At 53.3% G+C, this 26,784-nt stretch carries 23 protein-coding genes and 1 pseudogene; 12 read left to right on the top strand and 12 right to left on the bottom strand.

Translation table 11 applies throughout. The annotated features are described in order from the left end of the window. Nucleotides 1-110: 110 nt before the first annotated feature. The 8 genes from OGW16_RS24885 (at nucleotide 111) to OGW16_RS24855 (ending at nucleotide 7,425) form a co-directional block, all read left to right on the top strand. A complete protein-coding gene (locus OGW16_RS24885; protein ID WP_200000670.1) occupies nucleotides 111-1,109 on the top strand; it encodes an MsnO8 family LLM class oxidoreductase in 999 nt (332 codons plus the stop codon). Next, nucleotides 1,109-2,230 (top strand): amidohydrolase, encoded by a 1,122-nt coding sequence (locus OGW16_RS24880; RefSeq protein ID WP_286519207.1) that lies wholly within the window; start codon nucleotides 1,109-1,111, stop codon nucleotides 2,228-2,230. The genes OGW16_RS24885 and OGW16_RS24880 overlap by 1 nt, the downstream gene beginning before the upstream one ends. Before the next feature lie 25 nt (nucleotides 2,231-2,255). Beyond that, nucleotides 2,256-3,569 carry an LLM class flavin-dependent oxidoreductase gene (locus OGW16_RS26515; protein WP_502873982.1) on the top strand — a complete coding sequence of 438 codons (1,314 nt, stop codon included), beginning with the start codon at nucleotides 2,256-2,258 and terminating at the stop codon, nucleotides 3,567-3,569. An 11-nt stretch (nucleotides 3,570-3,580) separates the two neighbouring features. Beyond that, complete coding sequence (locus tag OGW16_RS26510; RefSeq protein WP_502873981.1) at nucleotides 3,581-4,513, top strand: ABC transporter substrate-binding protein; 933 nt, start codon at nucleotides 3,581-3,583, stop codon at nucleotides 4,511-4,513. A 10-nt stretch (nucleotides 4,514-4,523) separates the two neighbouring features. Beyond that, nucleotides 4,524-5,033 (top strand): GNAT family N-acetyltransferase, encoded by a 510-nt coding sequence (locus OGW16_RS24870; RefSeq protein ID WP_075146187.1) that lies wholly within the window; start codon nucleotides 4,524-4,526, stop codon nucleotides 5,031-5,033. Nucleotides 5,034-5,042: 9 nt separating this feature from the next. Next, nucleotides 5,043-5,969 (top strand): amino acid ABC transporter permease, encoded by a 927-nt coding sequence (locus tag OGW16_RS24865; protein WP_043016282.1) that lies wholly within the window; start codon nucleotides 5,043-5,045, stop codon nucleotides 5,967-5,969. Further along, a complete protein-coding gene (locus tag OGW16_RS24860; protein ID WP_047411170.1) occupies nucleotides 5,953-6,726 on the top strand; it encodes an amino acid ABC transporter ATP-binding protein in 774 nt (257 codons plus the stop codon). Before OGW16_RS24865 ends, OGW16_RS24860 begins: the two co-directional genes overlap by 17 nt. A gap of 81 nt (nucleotides 6,727-6,807) precedes the next feature. Further along, nucleotides 6,808-7,425, top strand: coding sequence for a glutathione S-transferase family protein (locus OGW16_RS24855; protein ID WP_047411173.1), 618 nt, complete (start codon nucleotides 6,808-6,810; stop codon nucleotides 7,423-7,425). 70 nt (nucleotides 7,426-7,495) lie between these two features. Here the strand turns inward: OGW16_RS24855 and OGW16_RS24850 are convergent, their stop codons facing one another. Next, entirely contained in the window at nucleotides 7,496-8,806 is a 1,311-nt protein-coding gene (locus tag OGW16_RS24850; protein WP_043016285.1) for an MFS transporter, read from the bottom strand. A 73-nt stretch (nucleotides 8,807-8,879) separates the two neighbouring features. Continuing rightward, entirely contained in the window at nucleotides 8,880-10,076 is a 1,197-nt protein-coding gene (locus OGW16_RS24845; protein ID WP_043016286.1) for an L-talarate/galactarate dehydratase, read from the bottom strand. 271 nt (nucleotides 10,077-10,347) lie between these two features. Here OGW16_RS24845 and OGW16_RS24840 point away from each other — a divergent pair, with 271 nt between their 5' ends. Continuing rightward, entirely contained in the window at nucleotides 10,348-11,400 is a 1,053-nt protein-coding gene (locus tag OGW16_RS24840; protein ID WP_370638287.1) for a LacI family DNA-binding transcriptional regulator, read from the top strand. Between the two features lie 34 nt (nucleotides 11,401-11,434). After that, nucleotides 11,435-11,662 (top strand): tautomerase PptA, encoded by a 228-nt coding sequence (gene pptA, locus OGW16_RS24835; RefSeq protein WP_043016288.1) that lies wholly within the window; start codon nucleotides 11,435-11,437, stop codon nucleotides 11,660-11,662. Nucleotides 11,663-11,700: 38 nt separating this feature from the next. On the opposite strand, the gene OGW16_RS24830 is transcribed toward pptA, so the two are convergent. After that, a complete protein-coding gene (locus tag OGW16_RS24830) occupies nucleotides 11,701-13,677 on the bottom strand; it encodes an alkyl/aryl-sulfatase (protein ID WP_043016289.1) in 1,977 nt (658 codons plus the stop codon). 214 nt (nucleotides 13,678-13,891) lie between these two features. Beyond that, nucleotides 13,892-14,464 (bottom strand): flavin reductase family protein, encoded by a 573-nt coding sequence (locus tag OGW16_RS24825; protein WP_047411182.1) that lies wholly within the window; start codon nucleotides 14,462-14,464, stop codon nucleotides 13,892-13,894. 157 nt (nucleotides 14,465-14,621) lie between these two features. On the opposite strand from OGW16_RS24825, the gene nhoA reads away from it, so the two are divergent. Next, on the top strand, nucleotides 14,622-15,467 hold the full coding sequence (gene nhoA / locus OGW16_RS24820; RefSeq protein WP_286519204.1) for an N-hydroxyarylamine O-acetyltransferase: 846 nt from the start codon (nucleotides 14,622-14,624) through the stop codon (nucleotides 15,465-15,467). 58 nt (nucleotides 15,468-15,525) lie between these two features. Here the strand turns inward: nhoA and OGW16_RS26505 are convergent. The 7 genes and pseudogenes from OGW16_RS26505 to OGW16_RS24785 all read right to left on the bottom strand — a co-directional run. After that, nucleotides 15,526-15,696, bottom strand: a pseudogene (locus tag OGW16_RS26505) (PhzF family isomerase); the annotation flags it as partial. A 42-nt stretch (nucleotides 15,697-15,738) separates the two neighbouring features. Beyond that, nucleotides 15,739-16,419 (bottom strand): respiratory nitrate reductase subunit gamma, encoded by a 681-nt coding sequence (gene narI, locus OGW16_RS24810; RefSeq protein ID WP_003833047.1) that lies wholly within the window; start codon nucleotides 16,417-16,419, stop codon nucleotides 15,739-15,741. Beyond that, complete coding sequence (gene narW / locus OGW16_RS24805; protein WP_286519201.1) at nucleotides 16,416-17,111, bottom strand: nitrate reductase molybdenum cofactor assembly chaperone; 696 nt, start codon at nucleotides 17,109-17,111, stop codon at nucleotides 16,416-16,418. The genes narI and narW overlap by 4 nt, the downstream gene beginning before the upstream one ends. Beyond that, nucleotides 17,111-18,655, bottom strand: a complete 1,545-nt coding sequence (narH, locus tag OGW16_RS24800; protein ID WP_008784807.1) for a nitrate reductase subunit beta — start codon at nucleotides 18,653-18,655, stop codon at nucleotides 17,111-17,113. Before narH ends, narW begins: the two co-directional genes overlap by 1 nt. After that, entirely contained in the window at nucleotides 18,652-22,392 is a 3,741-nt protein-coding gene (locus tag OGW16_RS24795) for a nitrate reductase subunit alpha (RefSeq protein WP_200000673.1), read from the bottom strand. Before OGW16_RS24795 ends, narH begins: the two co-directional genes overlap by 4 nt. Before the next feature lie 86 nt (nucleotides 22,393-22,478). Next, on the bottom strand, nucleotides 22,479-23,864 hold the full coding sequence (locus OGW16_RS24790; RefSeq protein WP_043016294.1) for a NarK family nitrate/nitrite MFS transporter: 1,386 nt from the start codon (nucleotides 23,862-23,864) through the stop codon (nucleotides 22,479-22,481). Nucleotides 23,865-24,076: 212 nt separating this feature from the next. Continuing rightward, nucleotides 24,077-24,655 (bottom strand): TetR family transcriptional regulator, encoded by a 579-nt coding sequence (locus tag OGW16_RS24785; protein ID WP_043016295.1) that lies wholly within the window; start codon nucleotides 24,653-24,655, stop codon nucleotides 24,077-24,079. 117 nt (nucleotides 24,656-24,772) lie between these two features. On the opposite strand from OGW16_RS24785, the gene OGW16_RS24780 reads away from it, so the two are divergent. Next, a complete protein-coding gene (locus OGW16_RS24780; protein ID WP_043016296.1) occupies nucleotides 24,773-26,260 on the top strand; it encodes an MFS transporter in 1,488 nt (495 codons plus the stop codon). On the opposite strand, the gene OGW16_RS24775 is transcribed toward OGW16_RS24780, so the two are convergent. Beyond that, nucleotides 26,261-26,701 carry a GFA family protein gene (locus OGW16_RS24775; protein ID WP_043016297.1) on the bottom strand — a complete coding sequence of 147 codons (441 nt, stop codon included), beginning with the start codon at nucleotides 26,699-26,701 and terminating at the stop codon, nucleotides 26,261-26,263. Between the last annotated feature and the right edge of the window lie 83 nt (nucleotides 26,702-26,784).

Raw genomic sequence — 26,784 nt, 5'->3', positions numbered from 1 at the left:
AACAGGGTTAGTTATCTACTTTTTAGCTGAACAAATGTGAATTAAATGTTTCTGTATGGTTATTCAATAAATTAATAATAAAGACATGTTAACAAGCATAGGCCCGTAACATGTCATATCGCCTGAGTATTCTGGATAAAAGCCCCATCGGGGAAGGTGAAACCGCCGCGATGGCGCTTGCCCGGACGTTGCGTCTGGCGCAACTGGCAGAAGAGTGGGGATACCATCGTTTCTGGATCGCGGAACACCATAATACGCCACAGCTGGCCAGTCCATCGCCGGAGTTGGTGATCGCCTGGATCCTCGGGCAAACCCAGCGTATCCGCGTAGGTTCCGGCGGCGTGATGTTGCAACATTACAGCCCGTACAAAGTGGCGGAAAACTTCAATCTTCTGGCATCACTGGCCCCTGGACGTGTCGATCTCGGCGTAGGGAAAGCCCCTGGCGGCTTACCGCTTTCGACCCAGGCGTTACAGCAGGGACTACATCAGGATGAAAAAGGCAGTTTTGCTGACCAGCTTTCCCAGCTTAACGACTGGCTGGTGCTGAGTGGAACGGAAAGTGGGGTGACGGTATTCCCAACGCCAATTCCACCGTTACCGCCGGAAGGATTTGTGCTGGGAGCCAGTGTGCAAAGCGCTCAATTAGCAGCGCAATCCGACTGGAATTTTATCTTCGCTGCGCACCTTAACGGTGACAGAGCGTTATTGCATGACGTTTTGTCTTTCTGGCAGGCCCACAGCACATGCCCGACGATAGTCGCCGTCCAGGTGATTGTGGCGGACAGTCACGACACCGCTGCGCAACTGGCGGAAAACGTACAAATCTGGGGCGTAGAGCTGGAAGATGGTCAACGTGTCACAGTAGCCAGCGAAGAACAGGCGCTGGCATTTGCCGCACAGGCTGGCAGTCCCCCACGCAAAATAGCGCGTCGTGAGCTGGCGTTGTTACACGGCACCGCTCAGGAAGTGATGGCAAAGTTGAATGCTCTGCATACGCAATTTGGTATTGACGAGTTCATTATCGACACGCCAGTGGCGGAAGGGCACGCGCGTCTGACATCGCTGCGTTTGTTGGCGCAAGCCCATAACGCCGTGGAGGTGCTCTGATGACCCTCGGCTCAACGCTTATCGACTGGCGTCGTGAATTACATCAGCATCCGGAGCTTTCCCTGCAGGAGGAAGCAACCACGGCGCGCATTCACGCCTGGTTGCGCGCAGCGGACGTCGACATTTTGCCGTTTGAGTTGAAAACCGGTCTGGTCGCGGAAATCGGCCAGGGAGAAGATATCATCGCGCTGCGCGCGGATATCGATGCGCTACCAATTGAAGAAAGTGCCGATGTTCCGTTTCGCTCCCTCACGCCGGGTGTGATGCATGCCTGCGGGCACGATGTTCACACCAGCGTCATGCTTGGCGCTGCGCTGCTGCTTAAACAGCAGGAAACATATCTACCGGGGCGAGTACGTATTTTATTTCAGCCAGCTGAAGAGAGTTTCGGTGGCGCAAAAACGCTGATCCGCGCTGGTGCGCTACAAAACGTAGCGGCTATTTTTGGTATGCACAATGAGCCGGGTTTACCGGTGGGCGAATTTGCCACACGCGGCGGCGCATTTTATGCCAATGTCGACCGCTTCGTACTGCGCATTAATGGCAAAGGCGCACATGCAGCGCGTCCGCATGAAGGCAAAGATGCCATCCTGCTCGCCAGTCAACTGGTAACGGTGTTGCAAAGCGTTGCCAGTCGCGACGTTAACACGCTGGATTCAGTCGTGCTAAGCGTAACCCGTATTCAGGGAGGAAATACATGGAACGTATTACCAGAGTCCGTTGAGCTGGAAGGGACGCTCAGAACGCACAGAACCCAGGTACAGCAGCAGGTTAAGGCCCGGGTTAATGACATCGCTGCCGGATTTGCTCACGCCTTTGGCGCACAAATCGACGTAATCTGGCATGCGGGACCGACCGCGTTGGTAAATGATGATCGTTGGGCCGGTATTGCCACCGCGGTGGCGAAACAGTCAGGTTATACCACCCACCATGCCGATCTGCATATGGGCGGGGAGGATTTTGCCGTCTACCTGCAAAATACGCCTGGCGCATTCGTCAGTATTGGCAGCGCCAGTGAATACGGATTACATCACCCGGGATTCAAACCGGACGAGCGTTTAATTGAACCTGCCGCGCATTATTTTGCGCAGTTAGCAAAAACGGCATTCGCAAATCTTTAAGTTTACCTGTTGGGTAGGGGGTATTATGGCTGAAAATCGGCAACTACGGCTCGGCACTATTCTGCATGGCGCATCGGGAAATATGTCCGCATGGCGTCATCCAGCGGCTCAGGCCGATGCCAGTATTAATTTTGATTTTGTCAAAGAGACAGCGCTTATTGCGGAAAAAGGGAAGCTGGATTTTATTTTTGTCGCCGATGGTCTGTATATTAATGAAAAATCAATCCCGCACTTTTTAAATCGTTTTGAGCCGTTAACGGTATTATCCGCTTTGGGCAGCATCACCCAGAATCTGGGGCTGGTTGGCACGGTGTCCACCTCATACAGCGAGCCGTTTACGACCGCACGGCAGTTCGCCAGTCTGGACCACCTCAGTCAGGGGCGCGCAGGATGGAACGTGGTTACGTCGCCTCTGGAAGGATCGGCAAAAAACTATTCCCGCGCTCAGCATCCAGAGCATGCTCAGCGTTATCGTATTGCCGATGAATATTTACAGGTAGTGAAAGGATTGTGGGATTCCTGGGAAGACGATGCTTTTACCCGTAATAAAACAAGCGGGGAATTTTTTAATCCGCAAAAACTGCACACGCTTAACCATCATGGAGATTATTTTCAGGTCGCCGGACCATTAAATATTGGGCGTACGCCACAAGGCCGTCCGATTTTATTTCAGGCGGGCGCTTCAGCAGATGGCAAGAAATTAGCGGCGGAGCATGCTGATGCTATTTTTACCCATCAGGAGTCGCTGGCAGAGGCGAAAGCGTTCTATCAGGATGTAAAAAGCCAGCTGGAAAACGCCGGACGACATCCCGATCAACTGCATATATTCCAGGGTGTTAGCGTTATTGTTGGCGACAACGCGGAAGACGTTGAGCTGCAGTATCAGACTACCGCTGCGCTGGTCTCTATTACCGACGCACTGAACTACCTTGGTCGCTACTTTGAACATCATGATTTTACCCAATATCCGCTGGATGCACCGTTCCCGGATCTGGGCTCTCTCGGGCAAAACAGCTTTCGCAGTACGACTGATGAGATCAAACGCACTGCGCGTGAGCGTGGCTTAACTCTCCGCCAGGTTGCACTGGAGGCGGCCAGCCCACGTCCGCGCTTCAGCGGCACGCCGCAACAGGTTGCCGACGGTCTGCAGCAGTGGTTCGACGAAAAAGCCGCTGACGGTTTTATCATCCAGGGCGGAACGCCGGATACCTTCCCGCGGTTTGTAGAACAGGTTGTCCCCGAGCTTCAGGCGCGCGGCCTGTTCCGCCATGAATATCCCGGTACGACCCTGCGCGCAAGTCTGGGATTAGCGACACCTGCAAATCAATTCACACAATAAGAGAAAACGCTATGCAGAAAAAATCAGTATTCCTCGCGCTGTCACTGGCTTTCAGCGCTACCGTCTGGGCAAATGAGGTAACGATCAACGGCACGGGCGTAAGCCTGGAAGCGAATAAAGCGCCGATTAATACGGTAAAAAATCCGCAGGCGATTGCACAGTTGCCAGCAAACCTGCACCTGGCCGTACCGGGCAAATTCACCGTGGCGATTGCCGGGCTCAGCCAGCCGCCGCTGACCGTCTTTGCCGATGACAATAAAACACTGATCGGCAGCGAGGCGGACATCGCGCGTCTGGTGGCAGACAGTCTGGGGCTGGAGCTCAACGTTGTACCCACGTCATGGGAAGACTGGCCGCTGGGCGTCACTTCCGGCAAATACGATGCCGCGATCAGCAATATTACCGTCACCAAAGAGCGCAAAGAGAAATTCGATTTCGCGACGTACCGGAAAGACTCTCTTGGCTTTTATGTCAAAACCGGCAGCAAGCTGAAGAAAATCGATCAGGCGGAAGATATCGCCGGTCTGCGCATCATCGTCGGTTCGGGGACGAACCAGGAAGCCATCCTGCTCGCCTGGAACGATGAGAACGTGAAGAAAGGGTTGCAGCCGTTTACGCCGGTGTATACCAAAGACGATGCCGCGCAAACCCTGGCACTGCAGTCGGGCCGTGCCGATGCCTACTTCGGGCCTAACGTTATTGGCGCGTGGAAAGCCGCGCTCAACGGTAAAACACAATTAGTGGGTAGCGTTGATGGCGGTTGGCCAAAAGCGGCGCATATTGCCGTGACGCTGAAAAAGGACAGCGGTCTGGTTTTGCCAGTACAAACTGCCCTCAACGGGGTCATTGGCAACGGCGACTATGACAAGGTGCTGAATCGCTGGGGTGAAGGGGTGGAACGTATTCCGCAATCTGAAATAAATCCGGCCGGTTTAGGCGACTAAGGAGGTCATCGTGAGCGATAAATTTCGCGTGGTCTCACCTGAAGCCAGCGAACTGCAGCCCATTTTGAACGGTCTGTTCGGTGAATATGCCGCCCGCTATGGCGATTATTTTTCTCGCGACGCTGAAGTAGAACTGACGGAATGGTATCTGGCGCCTCAGGGACTTTTCGTGGTACTGGAGCGCCGCGGTGAGATTATCGCCACCGGAGCTTACAAACCTTACGACAAGGACACCGCTGAGATTAAGCGCATCTGGACGAAAAGCAGCCTGCGTCAGCAGGGGTTGGCGGCGCGTGTGGTGCAGGAGCTGGAACGCCGGGCGCTGCTCGCGGGCTACAGCCGGATTTATCTGACCACGGGATTTCGCCAGCCGGAAGCCGTCCGGCTTTACTTAAGTCAGGGCTACGATCCGCAATTTGATACGACGCGCGATCCCGAAGAGTACAGCCTGCCGCCGTTTGATGGCCGGTTGCGCTTTACCAAACTGTTAACTATCGCCGGTCAGGCCAGAATCGCCTGAGGAGAGAAGATGAAAACGACGGATAGCATTAAAGTCGTACCGGCGCGTTATCCCATGCGCACCGTTGGCGCGGTCATTGCTTTGTTTGTACTGGCGGTGATTATCCAGTCTGTGGCGTTTAATCCGCGCTGGGAATGGGGCGTGTTTGCCCGCTGGTTCTTTGATCCGGTTATCTTGTCCGGCCTCGGGCAAACGCTGTTACTGACGCTTATCGGGACGCTGTTGAGTATTCTTATCGGCGGTCTGTTGGCGCTGGCACGGCTTTCATCTTCCTGGCTATTGAACTTTCTGGCATGGGGATACATCTGGCTGTTTCGTTCGTTACCGCTGATTGTGGTGCTGATCGTTTTATACAACTTCTCCTATCTGTACGACACGCTGGCGATTGGTATTCCGTTTACGCCCATTCAGTGGGGAAGTTTTGAGACCATCAATGTGCTCGGCCAGTTTTCCACTGCGGTGATTGGCCTGACACTGGTGCAAAGCGCCTATACCGCTGAAATTATTCGGGGTGGATTTTTAGGGGTCGATCACGGTCAGTATGAGGCAGCGGCAGCGCTGGGTTTACCGGCATGGCGACGTACGCTGCGGATTATTCTGCCGCAGGCGCTGCGCACCATTTTGCCTGCTGGCTTCAATGAAATCATCAGTCTGGCAAAAGGGACTGCGATGGTATACGTGCTGGCAATGCCGGAGCTGTTCTATACCATCCAGATGATCTACAACCGCACGCAGGAAGTGATCCCGCTGCTGATGGTGGGCGCGGTATGGTATCTGGTGATCACCAGCGTTTTGTCGCTAATTCAGCACCTGGTCGAACGCGCGCTGGCGCGCAGCGAACGACGTTCAGCCATCAATACTGCCCGGGTGAGTCGTGCAGAAAAACGCAGTCGTCAACATCCACAGCAGGAGGCCGTCCATGTCCCACTCGCCTGAAGGCCATATTTCCATTACCGGCGTCAGCAAATACTTTGGCCGCCACAAAGCATTGGATAATGTGTCGCTGGAGATCCCTCCTGGTTCGGTAACGGTCATTCTCGGGCCGTCCGGTTCAGGGAAATCCACACTCCTGCGGACCATCAACCATCTGGAACGCGTCGATGAGGGATTTATTCAAATCGATGGTGATTACATTGGCTATCGTCGGCAGGGAGACACGCTGTATGAGCTGAAAGAGGCGGAAATTTTGCGCCAGCGCGTTAACGTCGGCTATGTGTTCCAGAATTTTAATCTGTTCCCGCACTTAACCGTGCTGGAGAATTTGATTGAAGCGCCCATTGCGCACGGTCTGGCATCGCGAAAAGCCGCCACCGAGCGAGCATTAACTCTGCTTGATGCGGTAGGACTGCGGAATAAAGCCGATGCCTGGTCGCGGCATCTGTCCGGCGGTCAGCAGCAGCGGATCGCTATTGCCCGTGCGCTGGCGCTAAATCCGCGCGTTATGCTGTTTGATGAACCGACATCTGCGCTGGATCCTGAACTGGTCGGTGAAGTGCTGGATGTCATTAAAGCACTGGCACAGTCGGGAACCACGTTGGTTGTGGTGACGCACGAGATTGGCTTCGCCCGGGAAGTCGCGGATCAGGTGGTGTTTATGGTCGATGGCAAAATCGTCGAGCAGGGCAGCAGCGAGCAGGTGTTGAATCATCCACGCCACACACGTACCCAGCAGTTCTTGTCGAAAGTGCTGTGAGTTTCAGGGAAAGATGGGCATGTCTGCATAGGATGTCGAATGCTGCTCTACACTTAGGGTTTTAACTTTGTGGGGTGCAGCATGATTAAGGTCTATGGGGTACCGGGCTGGGGATCGGCTATCAGTGAAGTGATGCTCACACTGGCGGATATCCCTTACCGCTTTATTGATGTGGACGGTTTTGACAGCGATGGTCCTTCGCGGGAGTTGCTTAAAACAATGAATCCGCTATGCCAGGTGCCCACACTAATACTGGAAAATGGCAGCGTGATGACGGAAACGGCGGCGATCGCGCTGATGATCCTCGATCGTTGTCCAGCACTTTCACCACCCGTTGGGCACGCCGAACGCCAGCAGTTTCAGCGTCTGCTGATATGGCTGGTGGCAAATGTCTATCCCACGTTTACCTATGCCGATTACCCACAGCGCTGGGCACCGGACGCCCCGGCGCAGTTGAAAAAGAACTGTATTGAGTACCGTAAATCGCTTTATATATGGCTGAACGACCAGCTAAGCGCCGAGCCGTACGCGTTCGGAGAGCAGTTAACGCTGCTGGACGTTTATATTGCCGTTATGCGCACCTGGGGACCGGGTCATGACTGGTTTCAGGACAACACGCCGAATATTAGCGCTATCGCCGATGCGGTTTGTCAGCACCCACGGCTGCGTACTGTACTGAAAAACAATAAGATTATTTAAATAAAAAAAACGCTGTTCCGCAGGAGTGCAATTCCCGGAACAGCGGGCGGACTATCGCCATAAGTTTAAATTACGCAACAGAAGGGGTGAGCGTAATACGATCCAACGGACCCACGATAAACAGATAGGAAACCAGGCCGATCAGCCCCATCGAGCCGACATACAGGATGGCGTAATCAAAGGACTGGGTATTCGCCAGAATGACGCCGATCACCAGTGGTGTGATGATACTGGCCATATTGCCGCACATATTGAATACGCCTCCTGCAATGCCAAGCACTTCTTTTGGTGAGGTATCGCTGAGAACGCACCATCCCAGATTGCCAAAGCCTTTGGCGAAGAACGCCAGACTCATCGCGGCGATAACCACAAATTCTGACGATGTGTAATTCGCGATAACGATGACGCAGGAAAGCAACATCCCACAGATAACCGGCAGCTTACGGGCAATTGTCAGGCTGTAGCCGCGTTTTAAAAGCCAGTCGGAGAAAACGCCGCCCAACAATCCACCGATAAAACCGGCAATGGCAGGGATACTGGCGACAAATCCCACTTTAAGGATCGACATGCCTTTAGCCTGATACAGATAGGTAGGAAACCAGGTCAGGAAAAACCAGGTGATTGACGTCACGCAGAACTGTCCAATATAAACGCCAATCATCATGCGGTTGACGCAGACGCTTTTAATTTGCGCAAAGGTAATTTTCTGTGGCTCTTTTTTATTACCCAGCGACGGTTCGCCACCGCCTTCCCTGATATAGTCAATTTCCTGCTGGTTTACCTTCGGGTGATGCATAGGGTCTCTGACCTTCACCAGCCAGAAAATGCCAAGAATAACGCCAATCGCCCCAATGTAATAAAAAACAAAGTGCCAACTTAGATTATGCAAAATAATCGTCATTAACGGCGTAATAATCCCTAACGAGATATATTGTGCGGCCTGATAGACAGAGGTAACAAAGCCCCGTTCGTTATTAGGAAACCACTGCACGCTTAATCGGCTGTTGGCCGGAAAGGCTGGAGCTTCAATCGCCCCCATCAGTAGTCGTAAGATAATCAATACGACAAGTGGGCTGGCGTACAGATAAATGGTGCCCTGAAACATCGTTACCAGCGACCAGCCAATCAGTGCGCAGCCGTATACCAGACGAGAACCATAGCGATCCAGGAGCCAGCCGCCGGGCAGTTGCATAATGACATAAGAAATACCGAAGGCAGAAAAGGCCAGCCCCATTGCTTCAGGATCAAAACCTAATTCTTTGCTCATAATCGGAGCCACGACGGATAATGTCGCGCGATCGGCGTAATTAAATACGGTAGCAAGAAACAGAAATATCAGAATGCCGTAACGCACTTTTGTACGCTTTATTATTGTGTTCATCACCCACTCCTTTCATAAGGTTGAGAGCGTTTCTGTAGGGAAGAGGGCGGGTATTACTTACCCGCCAAATAAATTAAGGACGTTTACCAAACTCGCAGGTCAATTGTGTCCAGCGGCGCGTCTGCTCGCTGATGCTAAACCCCAGGCCATGACGGTCGGAAACCCACATCCGGCCATCACGCAACTCAAGCTGTTCATTAAATAACGGGTTCAGCCATTCAAAATGTTCAAGCCATGGCTCAAGGGGATACGCTGCGGACAGATGCAGGTGAACTTCCATGGCGAAGTGCGGAGCCAGTTTGCGTCCGTGTTTTGCCGCCAGGTCCATAATTTTCAGGAACGGTGAAATTCCCCCCACACGCGGAGCATCGGGCTGCACATAATCGCTGGCATTTCCGAGGATCAACTGTTCATGTTCGCGGAAGCTGGTCAACATTTCACCGGTGGCAATCGGGGTATCAAGCGCGGCGGCCAGTTGGGCGTGACCTTCAACGTCGTAGGCGTCCAGAGGCTCTTCAATCCAGATCAGATTGAACTGCTCCATTTTACGTCCCATACGGATGGCGGTTTCCCGGTCCCACTGCTGATTGGCATCGACCATCAGTGGGAAGTCATCACCCAGCGCTTCACGCACCGCGGTTAAGCGACGAATATCCTCAGCGCAGTTTGGTTGACCAACCTTGAGCTTGATACCGCCAATGCCGTTTTCACGGGAAATAACCACGTTTTTAAGCACCTGATCCAGCGGGGTATGCAGGAATCCACCGGAGGTGTTGTAGCACTGCACGGAGTCCCGATGCGAACCCAGCAGTTTTGCCAGCGGCAACCCTGCACGCTTGGCCTTCATATCCCACAAGGCGATATCGATAGGGGAGATTGCCTGAACCGCCATGCCGCTACGTCCCACGGAGGCGCCAGCCCACAGCAGCTTGGTGTAGATCTTGTCGATATCGTTTGGGTCTTCGCCTAACAGGTTATCGGCAATTTCTTTGGCATGCGCATAGATCCCCTGACCGCCAGCCCGCTTTGAGTAACTGAATCCAACGCCTTCAAACCCGTCACGGCTGCGGATCTCGGCGATGATAATGGCGACTTCGGTTAGAGGTTTCTGACGACCGGTCAGCACTTTGGCATCGCTTACTGGTGTTGCCAGGGGAAGGAAAGCGAGGGATAGCTTAACCCATTCGATCCGATCGCCGGTTTCTGCCGCGGTTTTTGCATTGGCCGATTTGGCATAGGTCACGGCATCAGAATTGGCACTTAAAGACATAATGTTCTCTCCTGGTGATAACGAATGATTGCGCTATCATTTTTAATGTTAGCGCAATCACTGTGCCAGTGAATTGACTGCGATTTGAACAATCGCTCACAAATACTGAGAGAAAAGGGTGGTAAATTATAAACGACGTCACATTCCAATACTTTATGGAGAAATGCACAAATCGTTGTGATTGCGCTATCATTTTGAGCGGCGATAATTAACTAAGCTGCTGTTTTCCCTGCATTATCACCGAGCGACGCTGGCAATAGCCCAAATCATGATGAATAATGCCAGGATACATCGGCGATTTTTGACAAGGGCATCGACAGTGAAAAACTCCAGACCTCCGCGCGCCCCCACGCTGGAAGATGTTGCCCGTACCGCGGGATTGTCACCCATGACGGTGAGCAGGGCGTTGAATACCCCGCAGCTGGTGCGCCCGAAAACGGTGGAAAAAGTAATGCAAGCGGTACGCGCCACCGGCTATATTCCCAACGCGCTGGCCGGCGGACTGGCGTCACGACGCAGTAAGCTTATCGCCGTGGTGGTCCCGCAAATTAACAACAATATGTTTGTCGATACCATCCAGTCATTGAGCGATGAACTGGCTGAACGCGGATACCACATCTTACTCTGCGTGTCGGGTTATACGCCGCAAACAGAGGCTGAGCTGGTGGCGACACTGCTTTCTCGCCGCCCGGATGGCGTACTGCTCACCGGCATTCATCATACCGCCGAACTGAAAAAGGTGATTCTTAATGCAGCCATTCCGGTCGTGGAGATCTGGGATTTAACGCCAACACCTATTGATATGCTGGTCGGATTTTCGCATGAAAAAGTCGGGATGGCGGTGGCAGATTATTTGCTGGAAAAAGGCTATCGCCGTCCTGGCTTGCTATGGACAGCCGATCGTCGGGCAGGCCAGCGTAAACAAGGACTGTGCGATGCGCTGAGTCGTCATGGTATTGCCGCTGAGGCTCAGGTGGATGTCCCGCTACCGGCCTCTCTGGCATTGGGGCGCAGCGGATTAGCTCAACTATTGGCTGAAGGCGCTTTTGATGTCATTGTCTGTAGCTCAGATACGCTAGCCCAGGGGGCGATCATGGAAGCCGAAAGTCGTGGTCTGCGCGTGCCGCAGGAGTTAGCGGTTATCGGTTTTGGCGATCTCGATTTTGCTGCCAGTAACCGACCAGCCATCACCACCGTCAGCGTCGACCGACGGGCCATTGGACAACGTGCCGCCTCTCTGCTTGCCGATCGTATCGAACAAATTCCGCGTGAAGACGATATTATTGATGTCGGATTTCACCTGGTTGAACGAGAGTCCGCATAAGTTACCTGCATCCCAAAACATTAAGGAATCTGCTATGCCGCACGTTGATATTAAATGTTTTCCCCGCTCCCTTACCGACGAACAAAAAAATGCGCTGGCGGCGGATATTACCGAGGTCATTATTCGTCATTTGCAAAGCAAAGACAGTTCCGTGAGCGTGGCGCTCAATGAAATTGAGCCCGAGGCGTGGCAGGGCGTGTGGGATGCGGAAATAGCGCCGCAGATGGCAAAGTTGATTAAAAAACCCGGCTACAGTATGTAAGAAAAAACGGGCGGATAATCCGCCCATTTTCGTTGTGATTACGGCGTAACGATGTTGAACCAGAATTCGAACTTATCCATATAGCCGAGCATGGCATCAAGCTTGGTGCCGTCACCGGTTATCTTCACGTCACCGCTGTCTTGCGCCTGTTTTAGCGTCACTTCCTTGAGGATGATTTTGTTCAGCGTGTCGCGATTCAGCGTGACGGTGGCGTCGGCGTCTTTTGCTTCGGCATTGGCGGTATGGTTCAGTACGCCATTCTCCAGCTCAAGTTTATATTTACCACCGTCGCTGCCAAGGTCGATGTTAAACACCGACTTCGCATCGCCCGCTTTTTGTCCGTTGATATGCACCGCCAGATAATCGAAGAACATTTCCGGCGTCATGGCGCGAACGGTATCCGGGCTGGCGGTATTCGGGGTTGGGCCTTTGACTACGCCGTTACGCAGCTCTTGCGCCCCGGTAAGATAGAAGTTACGCCACGGGCCGGATTCAGCCTGATACCCCAATTGCTCCAGCGCATCCGCTTCCAGATTACGCGCGGCCTGGTTATTCGGATCGGCAAACACCACTTTGCTCACCACCTGAGCTACCCAACGGTAGTTACCCTGGTCATAGTCGGCTTTTGCTTTCTGCAAAATAGCGTCAGCGCCGCCCATATAGTCGACAAATTTCTTCGCAGATTCTTCCGGCGGCAGTTCATCCAGCGTTGCCGGGTTGCCGTCAAACCATCCAAGATAGAGCACATAGGTTGCTTTTACATCATGGCTCACGGAGCCATAGTAACCGCGGTTAGCCCAGGTGTGGGCCAGTGAGTCCGGCAGCTTAAAGTTTGCGGCGATCTCATCGCGGGTCAGACCTTCGTTAGCCATGCGCAACGTCTGATCGTTGATGTAACGGTACAAATCGCGCTGGCTTTTCAGCAGGCTTACAACCTTGTCATTACCCCAGGTAGGCCAGTGGTGCTGCGCCATCATCACTTCTGCTTTATCACCCCAGCGGACAATCGCTTCGTTGATGTATTTGGACCACGGCAGCGGTTCACGGATTTTGGCTCCGCGCAGAGAGTAGGTATTGTGCAGGGTGTGGGTGACATCTTCAGCAGATTCAATCAGTTTCTTCTCTTCGATGTACCACAGCATCTCCGAAGGCGCTTCAGAACCCGGAGCCAGCATGAAATCATAGGTCAGGCCGTCAATGACCTCTTTTTGTCCATCTTTCTCAATGATATTCGTTGGCGCAATCAGGGTAACGGTTCCCGCAGAAGTTGTGGTTCCCAGTCCCGCGCCGACCTGACCTTTGGCATCAGGTTTTAGCAGGTTGCCGTACATGTAGCTCGCGCGGCGGCTCATGACGTTACCTGCCATGATATTCTCAGCGACCGCAGCTTCCATAAATCCGGCAGGCGCATAAATTTTCACTTTGCCCGCTTTAACGTCGGCTTCATCAACAACGCCTCGTACGCCGCCGTAATGGTCAACGTGGCTGTGGGTATAAATCACCGCGACAACCGGTTTTTGACCGCGGTTTTTAAAGTAAAGATCCATCCCGACCTTAGCCGTTTCTGCAGAAACCAGCGGGTCAACGACGGTAACGCCTTCTTTACCTTCAATAATGGTCATGTTCGACAGATCGAGGTTACGAATCTGGTAAACGCCATCCGTTACTTCAAATAGCCCGCTGATGTTGATCAACTGGGACTGGCGCCACAGGCTCGGATTTACCGTATCCGGCGCTTTATCGCCTTCTTTGATGAACGCGTATTGCTGCGGATTCCAGATAACATTTCCCTCTTCACCTTTGATCACTTCCTGCGGGAGTGGAGCGATAAAGCCTTTGTGGGCGTCGGTAAAGTCGGTGTTATCGGAGAATGGCAGTTGGTTGTATAGCGCGTTGTTGGCTTGTTGCGTGGAGGCGGTGGCGTCTTTGGGAGCTTCAGCGGCCATAACGGGAACAGATAACGATGTGAGTAACCCAGCCAGTATAAAACTCTGTGCGATTCTATTAAGTTGCATCGTAAAACCTCTCTGACACTTCATAAGTACAGTTGGGGGATGCTGCTTTCACGGATAATGTTTTGATTAGATATTTGCGTTAGTGCAAGATTAACTATAATTCACGCGAATGATTCAGCAAGGAAGGAGGGAGAATTTATCTGATTGGTTTTTCAGCAGTTTTAAGAAAACAGTTGCGGATGACAGCGGAGAACTGCCATCCGTTGGCAGAGTATCATTCACCAGCGATAAAACGCTTCCCGCTGGAGACAAACGTTCCGGCTCCAAGGTGATGCAACGTATTGAGCTTGCCATCATCAAACTGCCAGCGTCCTTCGACAAAGGCTCTCTCATCAGCGGCAGCCGAGACGACTTCCCCAAACAGCGTGTCATATTTTTCTAGTGCCGCAGTGGCCGGCAACAGGCGACACTCCATCCAGGCCAGGCATTTCGCTTCTATCAGCGGTAAACCCAGGACCGGTCCTTGCACTACGGGAATGCCGTAGCAGTTGAATTTATCTTCCGCTCGACCAGAAACGCTGCCTACGGCCCAGGTCCAGTTGACGGCGGCAACGCCCGGAATAACGATGCCGAATTTACCGCTACGTTCGATTAGTTCACGCGACCAGGCGGTCTTATCAACAACAATTGCTACCCGCGGTGGTTCAAACTCCACGGGCATTGACCATGCCGCTGCCATCACATTGCGCCGCTCGGTATGCTCATCCCGGCTGGTTATCAATATCGTAGGACCGTGATTGAGTAGCCGACTCGCGTGTTTTAATTCGATCGGACGAAAATGGCTCATGGATGCTCCTTGGCTGAGAGATAACACACCACAATAAACATAGATATTAACGGTATTAGCGATTTTGTCGCCTCACCAGGAGGAACAACGCACAAAATCGACGGCGTAAATTTAAAAATGCGTTATAAGTACTGCATTAACCGAACAGGAACTCCGTATGACGCCTTTTTTAACCACTTATTTTGCCCGTATTGGTTGGTCAGATTTGGCCTGGGTCGACATTGAAACCTTACGAGCGCTGCATTTATTGCACAACGCCGCCATACCTTTTGAAAACCTGGATGTATTGCTGCCCCGTGAAATGCAGCTTGACGATTTGTCGCTGGAAGAGAAGCTGGTAACGGCGCGTCGCGGCGGTTATTGCTTTGAACAGAACGGAGTGTTTGAACGAGCGCTACGTGAGATCGGTTTTAACGTACGCAGTCTGCTCGGGCGTGTGGTACTGGCAAATCCGTCAAGCCTGCCGCCGCGCACGCATCGTTTGTTGCTGGTCGAGTTACAGGGAGAACAGTGGATTGCCGACGTTGGCTTCGGCGGGCAAACGCTGACGGCGCCGATTCGTCTGCAGGCTAACATTGAGCAGAAGACGCCACACGGCGAGTATCGGCTGATTCAGGAAGGTGAAGACTGGATCCTGCAGTTCCGTCATCATGAACACTGGCAATCGATGTACCATTTCGACCTGGTGGTACAGCACCAGAGCGATTATCTGATGGGCAACTTTTGGTCTGCTCACTGGCCACAATCGCATTTTCGCCATCATCTGCTGATGTGTCGTCATCTGCCTGACGGCGGGAAATTAACATTAACCAATTTTCATTTTACCCATTATCAGGATGGACACGCGGTGGAGCAGATTAATCTGCCGGACGTCGCCAGCCTGTATGCTTTGTTGCAAGAACGTTTTGGACTAGGCGTGAATGATGCGAAGCATGGGTTTACACTCGGTGAGCTGGCGACGGTTATGGCGGCGTTTGATACGCATCCGGAGGCGGGAAAATAGGGGCATCGGAAGTCATGCCGGATGCGGCGTCATCGCCTTATCTGGCTTACGGAAATGATTAAAAATCTATTGCCCATTCTGCGTGAAACAAGATCACCGCCGAACCGGTAATGGTGACTTTTTCCGGCAGGTTTTCACGGATAGTCACCGTTACATCAACAATCCCGTCGCGCCCGAGCGCGCGGCCCTGATGTCCCTATACACGTAACGTTTCCCCATCATGCGCTATCCAGGCCCGGTAAGCGCAAGCGCTACCGGGCAGCAGAGGAAATTAGCGGCGGGAACGCACTATTTGATAGCGACGGGTAAAGTATTCAAACGGCGCACTCCAGACGTGGACCAGGCGAGTGAACGGGAACAGCAGGAAGATTGTCATCCCAAGAACCAGATGCACACGGAAAATCAACGCCACGCCATCCAGATGCGCAGACGCGCCGCCCTGGAAGGTCACCACCGACTGCGCCCAACCGACCAGTTTCAGCATTTCACTGCCGTCTGGATGTTGCGCAGAGAACGGGATGGTGGTTAAGCCGAGGATACACTGAATCAACAAAACGCAGAGGATCAGAATATCGGCGGTGGAAGATGTCGCACGAATACGCGGGTTGGTCAGACGGCGCACCAGCAAACCTGCGCCACCAACCAGCGTTAGCACGCCGCATAGCCCACCGGCAATCATTGCCATCTGTTGCTTTACCGCAATCGGCAGGAACCAGGCATACATCCAGTGCGGCGTTAACATGCCGAACAGGTGTCCGAAAAAGATCCCCAGAATGCCGATGTGGAACAGGTTGGACCATAATACCATACCGCGTTTGTCCAGCATCTGGCTGGAAGAGGCGCGCCAGGTGTATTGTCCGTAGTCATAGCGTAGCCAACTGCCGAGGATAAACACCGTCCCACACAGATACGGGTAGATATCGTAAAAAAAGACGTTCAGGTACTGTATCATTTCGGGCCTCCCGCGCTGACGTCGACATACTGCGGCGCCACGTCCTGGCTAAAGCGTCGTTGATAGTTTTGTAACGGTGAACTGTCGCAGGCGGTGGCGTTATCTTCGATAAACTTCACCTGTTCCTCTTCCCAGACTGCATCCAGCGCCTGACGGGTATCATCGCGGGTTTCCGCGTCAACCTGTTTGGTGACACTGTCACTTGAAAGAGGGCTTCCGGCAAGCAGCAGCAGGGCGTCGAACAGTTGATACCACGGTGTATCGCGCTGTTTTAAGCGCCCACCCAGTAACGCCAGAATCGGTGCGACGTTCTGCAGTCCTTCTTTGGCCTCGGCCTCCGGCAGCACGCTCAGATACTCCAGATACAACGGCAAATGATCCGGCAGTTCGCGGCAGTCAAGCTGTAGCCCGACCTTTTCGTACTGTGCCAGCAGATCAACCATCGCCTGGCCCCGATCACGGGACTCGGCGTGGACGTGTTCAAACAACAGCAGAGAGGTGGCCCGGCCCCGGTCGAATATTTCGCACCATTCGGCTTGTTTATCCAGCAGTGGGGCATTGAGCAACCCCTGGCTAAATTCGGTAAGCATAGGGGCATCGCTGGCCACAAGCGCCAGCGCGTCGTCTTTACACTCCCACAGCAGCTCGTCGGGATATTCCATCAGCAAGCCGATAACCTTCAGGATTTGCATTATTCCCCCTCCGCTTTATCGCGCACTTCGGTGATGTCGATGGCATCAATACGACTGCTGTTAAACAGGTTGAATTTGGTATCTGAACCATGGCAGCCGTCACCAAAGGTAAACCCGCAACCATTTTTCTCCGGGAAGGCGTCACGCGCCATTTCACGGTGACTGGTTGGGATCACGAAGCGGTCTTCATAGTTGGCGATGGCCAGATAGCGGTACATCTCCTCAACCTGCTCAACGGTCAGACCCACTTCCTCAATCGCCCGGGTGTCCGTCACGCCTTCGACAGTTTGCGCGCGCATATAGTGGCGCATGGCCATCATCCGTTTGAGCGCGCGTAGCACCGGACCGGTATCGCCTGCGCTTAGCATGTTGGCGAGGTACTGAACCGGAATTCGCAGTGATTCAACCGCAGGAAGAATGTTGCCATTGTGCGGCAGTCCGCCCGCGTCAGCGACCGACTGAATCGGTGACAACGGCGGAACATACCAGACCATCGGCAGGGTGCGATATTCCGGATGCAGCGGCAGCGCCAGCTTCCAGTCCATCGCCATTTTGTAAACTGGCGAACGTTGGGCCGCTTCGATGACGTTGTGCGGAATACCTTGTTTTAACGCTTCTTCAATGACCGCCGGGTCGTGCGGATTAAGGAACACATCGCACTGACGCTCATAGAGATCGGTCTCATGCTCGGTGCTGGCCGCTTCTTCAATACGGTCGGCGTCGTACAGCAATACGCCGAGATAACGAATACGTCCAACGCAGGTTTCCGAACATACCGTCGGCTGGCCAGACTCAATACGCGGGTAGCAGAAAATGCACTTCTCTGACTTACCGCTCTTCCAGTTAAAATAGATTTTTTTGTACGGACAACCGCTGATACACAAGCGCCAGCCGCGACATTTGTCCTGATCGATCAGCACGATGCCATCTTCTTCACGCTTATAGATAGCCCCACTCGGGCAAGTGGCGACGCAACTTGGGTTCAGGCAATGCTCACACAAACGCGGCAGATACATCATGAAGGTGTTTTCGAATTGCCCGTACATCTCCTTTTGCATTTTCTCAAAGTTACGGTCGCGGGCGCGTTTTGAGAACTCGCCACCCAGCAGCTCTTCCCAGTTGGGCCCCCAGATAATCTTGTCCATCCGTTTACCATCGATCAGCGAACGTGGGCGTGCGGTGGGCTGATTCTTGCTTTCCGGCGCGCTATGCAGATGCTGATAATCGTAGGTAAACGGTTCATAGTAGTCGTCAATTTGCGGGATCACCGGGTTGGCGAAAATTTTGGTGATTACGCCCATCTTGCCGCCCAGACGCGGTCTTATTTTGCCGTTAACATCGCGAACCCAGCCGCCTTGCCACTCTTCCTGATCTTCCCAGTTCTTCGGATAACCAATACCCGGTTTGGTCTCGACGTTGTTAAACCACGCGTATTCCATCCCTTCACGTCCGGTCCAGACGTTTTTGCAGGTAACGGAGCAGGTGTGGCAGCCGATGCACTTATCCAGATTAAGAACCATGCCTACCTGTGAGCGTATTTTCATTTTTTCGCCTCCTGTACCTGATCGCGACCTTCATCATCCAGCCAGTTAATATTTTTCATTTTTCTAATCATGATGAACTCATCGCGGTTAGAGCCGACCGTGCCGTAATAGTTGAAGCTGTATGCCAGTTGCGCATAGCCGCCAATCATATGCGTGGGTTTCGGGCAGACGCGGGTGACCGAGTTATGGATCCCGCCACGCATTCCGGTGACTTCCGAGCCGGGGATATTCATGATTCGCTCCTGAGCGTGATACATCATGGTCATTCCCGGCGGCACGCGTTGACTCACCACTGCACGCGCGGTAAGCGCGCCGTTGGCGTTGAAGGCTTCAATCCAGTCGTTATCCTCAATGCCCAACTCTTTGGCATCGGTCTCGCTGATCCAGACAATGGGTCCGCCACGTGACAGCGTCAGCATCAGCAGGTTTTCGCTGTAGGTAGAGTGGATCCCCCATTTCTGGTGTGGGGTCAGGAAGTTGAGCGCTTTTTCCGGGAAGCCGTTAGGCGGAACTTCGCGCATTTCGCTGACGCTGCGGGTATCAATAGGCGGGCGATACGCCACCAGACTTTCACCAAACGCACGCATCCATGCGTGATCCTGATACAACTGCTGGCGACCGGACAGGGTACGCCAGGGGATCAACTCATGGACGTTGGTATAGCCAGCGTTATAAGAGACATGTTCACTTTCCAGCCCGGACCAGGTAGGGCTGGAGATGATTTTGCGCGGCTGGGCCTGAATATCGCGAAAACGGATCTTCTCATCTTCTTTGTTCAACGCCAGATGCGTATGGTCGCGTCCGGTCATCGCCCCCAGCGCTTCCCAGGCTTTCACCGCCACCTGACCGTTCGTTTCCGGCGCCAGGGCAAGGATCACCTCAGAGGCATCCAGCGCGGTGTCAATCAGCGGACGTCCTTTCGCCGGACCTTCGCGCTTGGTGTAGTTAAGCTTGCCGAGGAAATCGACTTCCGCCTGGGTATTCCACGCTATGCCTTTCCCACCGTTGCCGAGCTTGTCCATGAGTGGACCAAGTGAAGTAAAGCGTTCGTAGGTAGCAGGGTAATCGCGTTCCACAACGGCGATATTCGGCGCCGTTTTCCCCGGGAGAAGATCGCATTCGCCTTTGCGCCAGTCCAGAATGTCAAACGGCTGCGCCAGCTCTGCCGGGGAGTCGTGTTGCAGCGGTTGCAATACCACATCCGTTTCTTGTCCAAGATGTCCGACGCAAACTTCAGAGAATACTTTGGCGATGCCTTTATAAATTTCCCAGTCGCTCTTCGATTCCCAGGCGGGATCGACCGCCGCCGACAGCGGATGAATAAACGGATGCATATCCGAGGTGTTCATATCGTCTTTTTCATACCAGGTAGCGGTTGGCAAAACGATATCGGAGAACAGGCAGGTGCTCGACATACGGAAATCGAGCGTGACCAGCAGATCAAGTTTGCCCTCTATCGCCGCCGACTGCCATTCAACCTCTTCAGGTTTGATACCCTCGCTTGAGCCAAGCGCTTCCCCCTGGATCCCGCTTTCGGTACCCAGTAAATACTTGAGCATGTATTCATGCCCTTTACCGGAGGAGCCGAGCAGATTAGAGCGCCAGACGAAGAGGTTGCGCGGATGGTTGCTACCGCTATCCGGCTGCTCGCAGGCAAAACGAATATCCCCCGATTTCAGCGCCTGGGCGGTGTATTGCGCAGGAGACAGCCCCGCCTGTTCGGCTTTTGCTTTAACGGTCAGTGGGTTGAGGTTAAGCTGCGGCGCGGACGGCAGCCAGCCCATCCTTTCTGCACGCACGTTAAAGTCAATCAAATGTCCGGTAAACTTCGACGCATCGGCCAGCGGAGAGAGGAGTTCTTGCGCGGTGAGTTTTTCATAACGCCACTGGCTGGAGTGGTTGTAGAAAAACGAAGTGCTGTTCATCTGACGGGGTGGTCGGTTCCAGTCGAGCGCAAAGGCCAGCGGTAACCAACCTGTTTGCGGTCGCAGTTTCTCTTGGCCCACATAGTGCGCCCAGCCGCCGCCGCTTTGCCCCACGCATCCACAGAACACGAGGATGTTAATCATGCCACGGTAGTTCATATCCATGTGATACCAGTGGTTGACGCCAGCCCCGAGAATGATCATCGAACGGCCATGCGTTTTATGCGCCGTATCGGCAAACTCGCGGGCGATTTGTTCGATATGACGGCGTGGCACGCCGGTAATTTGCTCGCCCCAGGCAGGGGTATAGGCTTTCACTTCGCTGTAATCTTGCGCGCTAAGAACGTCATCCAGACCACGGTCGAGGCCGTAATTCGCCAATACCAGATCATAGACGCTCACCACCGGGCAACGGCTGCCATCGGCGAGAGTAAGATGTTTTACCGGCAGTTGACGGATCAGCACCGGTTCTTGTTTTACGCTGCGAAAATGCGGGTTTTCATTTCCGCCAAAATAGGGGAATGCCACACCGGTCACTTCATCATGCTGACCGAGCAGCGAGAGAGTAAGCTCAGTTTCCGCGCCAGCCGCCAGGGGTTCCAGGTTCCATTTGCCTTGCTCACCCCAGCGAAAACCGATAGATCCGTTCGGGACAACCAGTTCGCCAGCACTGTTAAAGGCTACCGTTTTCCACTCCGGATTGTTGCTTTCACCCAGACCATCGACAAGGTCTGAGGCGCGCATCATGCGTCCAGGCACATAGCTGCCATCTTCCCGGGCATCCAGTAAAACCAGCATCGGCATATCGGTATAGCGACGACAGTAATTGAGGAAATAATCGCTGGGATTGTCGAGGTGGAACTCTTTCAGGATGACGTGGCCCATTGCCATCGCCAGCGCACTGTCGGTGCCTTGCTTAGGTGCCAGCCACTGGTCGCACAGTTTAGCGACTTCCGAGTAATCCGGCGTAATGGCAATCGTCTTGGTGCCCTTGTAGCGTACTTCGGTGAAAAAGTGCGCATCCGGGGTACGGGTCTGCGGCACGTTAGAGCCCCAGGCGATGATATAACTGGAGTTATACCAGTCGGCGGATTCTGGCACATCGGTTTGCTCACCCCAGGTCATTGGTGAGGCGGGCGGTAAGTCGCAGTACCAGTCATAGAAACTCAGGCAGGTTCCGCCCAGTAGCGAGAGATAGCGTGTACCTGCAGCATAGGAGACCATCGACATCGCAGGGATCGGGGAGAATCCAGCCACGCGGTCCGGGCCATAGGTTTTCACTGTCCAGACGTTAGCGGCGGCAATCAACTGATTAAGCTCTTTCCAGTTGGAGCGGATAAAACCTCCGCGCCCGCGTACCTGCTTGTAGCTCTGGCATTTTTGCGGGTCGTTCATAATGGATTCCCAGGCCAGCACCGGATCGGGCTGGCGGGACAGGGCATCGCGCCACAGTTCTATCAGACGTTTACGCACCAGCGGATACTTCAGGCGGTTGGCGCTGTAAAGATACCAGGAATAGCTGGCGCCGCGCGGGCAGCCGCGGGGTTCATGATTTGGCAAGTCAGGGCGGGTTCGTGGGTAGTCGGTTTGCTGCGTTTCCCAGGTTACCAGTCCATTTTTGACGTAGATTTTCCAGCTGCATGAGCCGGTACAGTTAACACCGTGGGTAGAACGCACAATTTTGTCGAACTGCCAGCGCTGACGATAACTGTCTTCCCAGTCCCGGTTGGTGTGCATCACTTGCCCGTGCCCCTCGGCAAACGTATCGCCCTTTTGTTTAAAGTAGCGAAAGCGGTCTAACAGTTTACTCATGACATAACTCCTGCTTCGATAATATTGCCGACGGTGAATCGAACTCCCGGCCTGGCCGAATGTCCGATCCTGCGGTATCCATTTCGTTATTTTTTTTGTGATTTACGGCCATAGACCAGCCAGGTCACCAGCACGCAGACGATGTAAAACACGAGGAATATTTTCATGGCACCCACCGGAGAGCCGGTCAACGCCAGTGATGAGCCAAACGCTTTAGGGATGAAGAAGCCCCCTACAGCGCCAATGGCTGAGATGAATCCCAGGGCGGCGGCGGTATCGGTTACCGCTTCACGTTGAGCCTGCTCTTCGGTACCACCATGCAGCTTCACCCGGTAAATCGTGATTTTGCGAAAGATCACCGCAATCATCTGGAAGGTCGACCCGCTTCCCAGACCCGCGGTCAGGAACAAGCCCATAAACACCAGGTAGAAAGCGACAAAGTTCCCTTCGCCTGATCCTGGCAGAGTGAGAAACAGCAGGGCGCTAAACAGCGCCATAAAGATGAAGTTAATTAACGTGACGCGTACACCGCCGAACTTGTCAGAGATAACGCCGCCCGCCGATCGCGCAAGCGCGCCGATGAAAGGGCCGAAGAACGCCAGTTGCAGGATATTCACGTCAGGGAACTGGGTTTTCGCCAGCATGGCAAAACCTGCAGAAAAACCGATAAATGAACCGAAGGTGGCAAGATACAACAGGCTTAATAACCACAGATGAAAACGCTTGAGGACCGGTAATTGGGAAGCGATCGAAGCCTTCGAACTGGCAATGTCGTTCATTCCCATACCTGCCGCCACGGTGGCTATCAGCAGTAACGGCACCCAAATCCATGCGGCATTGGCCAGCGACAATAACGAGCCGTCAGCTTGCGGTACGCCCTGAACGCCCAAAAAGGTAAAGATGGGCAGAAAGATAACCAAAGGCGCAATCAACTGCATTACGCTGACGCCGAGGTTGCCGAGACCGCCGTTTACGCCTAACGCACTGCCTTGCTTCGCTTTGGGGAAGAAAAAGCTGATATTGCCCATGCTGGAGGCAAAGTTAGCGCCAGCAAAACCACACATCAGCGCAATAATAATAAATACGCCAAACGGAGTAGCGGTATTTTGCACGGCAAATCCGAGCCAGACGCAGGGAATAATCAGAATGATCGTACTAAAAATGGTCCAACGGCGCCCACCAAATATAGGTACCATAAAGGAGTAGGGAACGCGCAATATTGCACCAGAAAGAGAGGGCAATGCCGTTAATAAAAACAGTTGGTCGGTGGTGAAATTAAAGCCTATTTTATTCAGATTGACGGCAACGGCGCTGAACAACATCCAGACGCAGAACGCAAGCAGTAGGCAACTCACTGATATCCATAGGTTTCTGCGTGCAATGTGCTTGCCTTTGTTTTCCCAAAAGCCGGGGTTCTCTGGTTTCCAGTCAGTTAAAAGATAACGATTATTTTTCTCATTTGATGATGACATATTATTCTCCATGCACATGCCGTTCATGAAAAAGAAATAAACGCATGCAGCGCCGCGCGGCTTCTTTTTAGAAACTATTGAAAAGTTTTAGGAATATTGACTGAAAGAATAGATAAAAAAGCGCAATAACGCGGCGTGATGGGAGAATTACACGTTGCTTAAGTGTTACTAATTGTAAACATAAAAGATGTATTGTTAATTCATCTATTGCGTCAAATAAATAACTCCAGCGTAATCATACGGTCAAGATGGCGATCGAATGCAGGATCGGCCATTTCCTCAATGCCTAATATGTACATACCATCCAGACCGCAGACCAATGCGATTAAGCGCCAGGCTACGTCGGCAGCATCTGGGGTGGAGGAAAACTCACCGGCTTTCTGTCCCTGAGTGATGATGTTGGCGGTTTCTTCGTGCCACATCCGCATGGTCAACAGGTAGGCGCTTTTGATTTCTGGATCTTTACCCGCCACAACCTGCGCTTCACGCCATAGCTTAATATAGGGTTCGAATCCGCCATCTTCGCTGCCCAGCATGGCATGCAGTCGCTCACGAAAACTGGCATTTTCACTGACCAGTTCCGCGTCGAGCAGGGTACGGATCAGACGTACAAATGCCTGGGATTTAAGTTCGCCGGCAGAGGCAAAGTGGTGGTGTAGTTGGCCCGTTGCCACGTGTGCTTCAGCTGCAATGCGTCGCACCGTCATCGCGGTAAACCCTTCCTCAAGCGCGACACGCATGGCCGCCTGCAGAATAACTTCCCGACGTTCATCCCGATTCAGATAGCTCATCTTTCCTCCTGTACCCGTGTATCACGCAGTCTAACAAAAAGTTGGACATATGTTCAATTTTCCGTAGGATCGCTCAAGTTGGACATGTGTCCAGTTTAAGTTTCGTTAGGGAGTTTTATGTTTCGTCAGTGGTTAACGTTAGTCATTATTGTGCTGGTCTACATCCCTGTTGCGATTGATGCAACGGTGCTGCACGTTGCCGCGCCCACGCTGAGTATGACGCTGGGTGCCAGTGGTAACGAGCTGCTGTGGATCATTGATATTTATTCCCTGGTAATGGCCGGTATGGTATTGCCAATGGGCGCGCTGGGCGATCGCATCGGCTTTAAACGCCTGCTGCTATTAGGCGCTGGACTGTTTGGTCTCGCATCGCTGGCGGCCGCTTTTGCCCACAGTGCAAGCTGGCTGATAGCCACCCGGGCGGTATTGGCGATTGGCGCGGCGATGATTGTGCCGGCAACGCTTGCGGGGATTCGCGCCACGTTCGCAGAGCAACGGCATCGTAATATGGCGCTCGGCGTCTGGGCCGCGGTCGGTTCTGGCGGTGCGGCATTTGGCCCACTCGTTGGCGGGATGCTGCTGGAGCACTTCTACTGGGGATCCGTGTTCTTAATTAATGTGCCGATTGTCCTGGTGGTAATGGCCTTAACTGCACGCTTAGTGCCGCGTCAGGCCGGACGTCGCGATCAATCGTTAAATTTTGGTCATGCGATAATGCTGATTGTCGCCATTCTGCTGCTGGTCTACAGCGCTAAAACCGCCCTGAAAGGGCATACGGCGACCGTTGCGATCGCGCTGACGTTGTTAACCGGCGCTTTATTGTTGTGGCAGTTTGTCCGTATCCAGCTAGCTGCTTCCCGCCCGATGATTGATATGCGGTTGTTCACGCATCGCATTATCTTAAGCGGCGTAGTGATGGCGATGACCGCGATGATAACTCTGGTAGGGTTCGAGTTACTGATGGCTCAGGAGCTACAGTTTGTTCATGGTTTAACGCCTTATCAGGCGGGCCTTTTTATGCTGCCGGTGATGCTGGCAAGCGGATTCAGCGGACCGATTGCCGGCATGCTGGTGTCACGTCTGGGATTACGGTGTGTGGCCACGGCGGGTATGGCGCTGAGCGCTGTGAGCTTTTACGGTCTGGCGATGACGGATTTCAGCACTCAGCAGATTCAAGCCTGGATATTAATGGCGTTGCTCGGTTTTAGCGCGGCGAGTGCGCTCCTGGCCTCAACGGCGGCTATCATGGCGGCAGCTCCGGCAGAAAAAGCCGCAGCCGCGGGCGCCATTGAGACGATGGCTTATGAACTGGGGGCAGGACTTGGGATCGCTATCTTTGGTTTGCTGTTAAGCCGCAGCTTTTCAGCCTCGATTCTGCCGCCAGTTGGCCTTAATCCGCAGGAGATAGAACGAGCCTCATCGTCAATGGGGGAGGCGGTGCAGTTGGCGCATTCGCTCCCATCGTCGCTGAGTGAGGCGTTGCTGTCGGCTGCTAAAGAAGCCTTTACCTGGTCGCACAGCGTAGCCTTAAGCAGCGCCGGCAGCATGCTTATCGTATTAGCGGTAGGAATGTGGTTCAGTCTGGCAAAGGTACAGCGTCAATAACTAATGAGCTAAATGACAGGGGTAATCCATCTCTTCGACTTCTTTCCCACTGAGTCGAGCGTATTGCCCCGTCAGTCTCCAGAATGCGGGCTGCGTTTCCGTATAGATCTCTGCCGCTAACACCAGGCGGCGGCGATCTACCTCATTAAGCTCCAGCAGCGTCCACGGCACAAAATAGCGATCGCTGCCCGTCAGGGTAAACCACAGCGGGCACCCGCAACCAGAACAAAAGAAACGTTCACCACGATTTGAAGAAGGAAAGTGCGCAGGTTCTGCTGAATCTGGCGACATCAGCGGATGAGTGCTGGCTTCCAGATACATAGCGATGCCGCCCGACCACTTCTGGCACAGGGTGCAATGGCAGGCATAGACATCCAGCATTTCGACGTCGACGGTAAAATGACTCTGTCCGCAAAGACAACGACCAGTGAATGTCTGCACGGCATACTCCTTATGACCGAGTCTACATTAAGAGAAAAAGCCAGCCCTGGAAGGACTGGCTTTTTATTCAGGCTACAACAAAA

Source organism: Citrobacter sp. Ce104, assembly GCF_030334595.1.
GTDB lineage: Bacteria > Pseudomonadota > Gammaproteobacteria > Enterobacterales > Enterobacteriaceae > Citrobacter > Citrobacter europaeus.
Note: the sequence above shows the minus strand (reverse complement) of the source record. Positions and strands in the feature narration are given on the sequence as shown.

Bases quoted from the DNA above. Each gene is read 5' to 3' on its own strand.
- OGW16_RS26515 (WP_502873982.1), top strand. From the start codon at position 2,256: ATGGCTGAAAATCGGCAACTACGGCTCGGCACTATTCTGCATGGCGCA.
- OGW16_RS24840 (WP_370638287.1), top strand. From the start codon at position 10,348: ATGAATAATGCCAGGATACATCGGCGATTTTTGACAAGGGCATCGACA.
- OGW16_RS24860 (WP_047411170.1), top strand. From the start codon at position 5,953: ATGTCCCACTCGCCTGAAGGCCATATTTCCATTACCGGCGTCAGCAAA.
- OGW16_RS24850 (WP_043016285.1), bottom strand. From the start codon at position 8,806: ATGAACACAATAATAAAGCGTACAAAAGTGCGTTACGGCATTCTGATA.
- OGW16_RS24780 (WP_043016296.1), top strand. From the start codon at position 24,773: ATGTTTCGTCAGTGGTTAACGTTAGTCATTATTGTGCTGGTCTACATC.
- narH (WP_008784807.1), bottom strand. From the start codon at position 18,655: ATGAAAATACGCTCACAGGTAGGCATGGTTCTTAATCTGGATAAGTGC.
- OGW16_RS24795 (WP_200000673.1), bottom strand. From the start codon at position 22,392: ATGAGTAAACTGTTAGACCGCTTTCGCTACTTTAAACAAAAGGGCGAT.
- narI (WP_003833047.1), bottom strand. From the start codon at position 16,419: ATGATACAGTACCTGAACGTCTTTTTTTACGATATCTACCCGTATCTG.
- OGW16_RS24855 (WP_047411173.1), top strand. From the start codon at position 6,808: ATGATTAAGGTCTATGGGGTACCGGGCTGGGGATCGGCTATCAGTGAA.
- pptA (WP_043016288.1), top strand. From the start codon at position 11,435: ATGCCGCACGTTGATATTAAATGTTTTCCCCGCTCCCTTACCGACGAA.
- OGW16_RS24785 (WP_043016295.1), bottom strand. From the start codon at position 24,655: ATGAGCTATCTGAATCGGGATGAACGTCGGGAAGTTATTCTGCAGGCG.
- OGW16_RS24845 (WP_043016286.1), bottom strand. From the start codon at position 10,076: ATGTCTTTAAGTGCCAATTCTGATGCCGTGACCTATGCCAAATCGGCC.
- OGW16_RS24790 (WP_043016294.1), bottom strand. From the start codon at position 23,864: ATGTCATCATCAAATGAGAAAAATAATCGTTATCTTTTAACTGACTGG.
- OGW16_RS24830 (WP_043016289.1), bottom strand. From the start codon at position 13,677: ATGCAACTTAATAGAATCGCACAGAGTTTTATACTGGCTGGGTTACTC.
- narW (WP_286519201.1), bottom strand. From the start codon at position 17,111: ATGCAAATCCTGAAGGTTATCGGCTTGCTGATGGAATATCCCGACGAG.
- OGW16_RS26510 (WP_502873981.1), top strand. From the start codon at position 3,581: ATGCAGAAAAAATCAGTATTCCTCGCGCTGTCACTGGCTTTCAGCGCT.
- OGW16_RS24865 (WP_043016282.1), top strand. From the start codon at position 5,043: ATGAAAACGACGGATAGCATTAAAGTCGTACCGGCGCGTTATCCCATG.
- nhoA (WP_286519204.1), top strand. From the start codon at position 14,622: ATGACGCCTTTTTTAACCACTTATTTTGCCCGTATTGGTTGGTCAGAT.
- OGW16_RS24885 (WP_200000670.1), top strand. From the start codon at position 111: ATGTCATATCGCCTGAGTATTCTGGATAAAAGCCCCATCGGGGAAGGT.
- OGW16_RS24825 (WP_047411182.1), bottom strand. From the start codon at position 14,464: ATGAGCCATTTTCGTCCGATCGAATTAAAACACGCGAGTCGGCTACTC.
- OGW16_RS24880 (WP_286519207.1), top strand. From the start codon at position 1,109: ATGACCCTCGGCTCAACGCTTATCGACTGGCGTCGTGAATTACATCAG.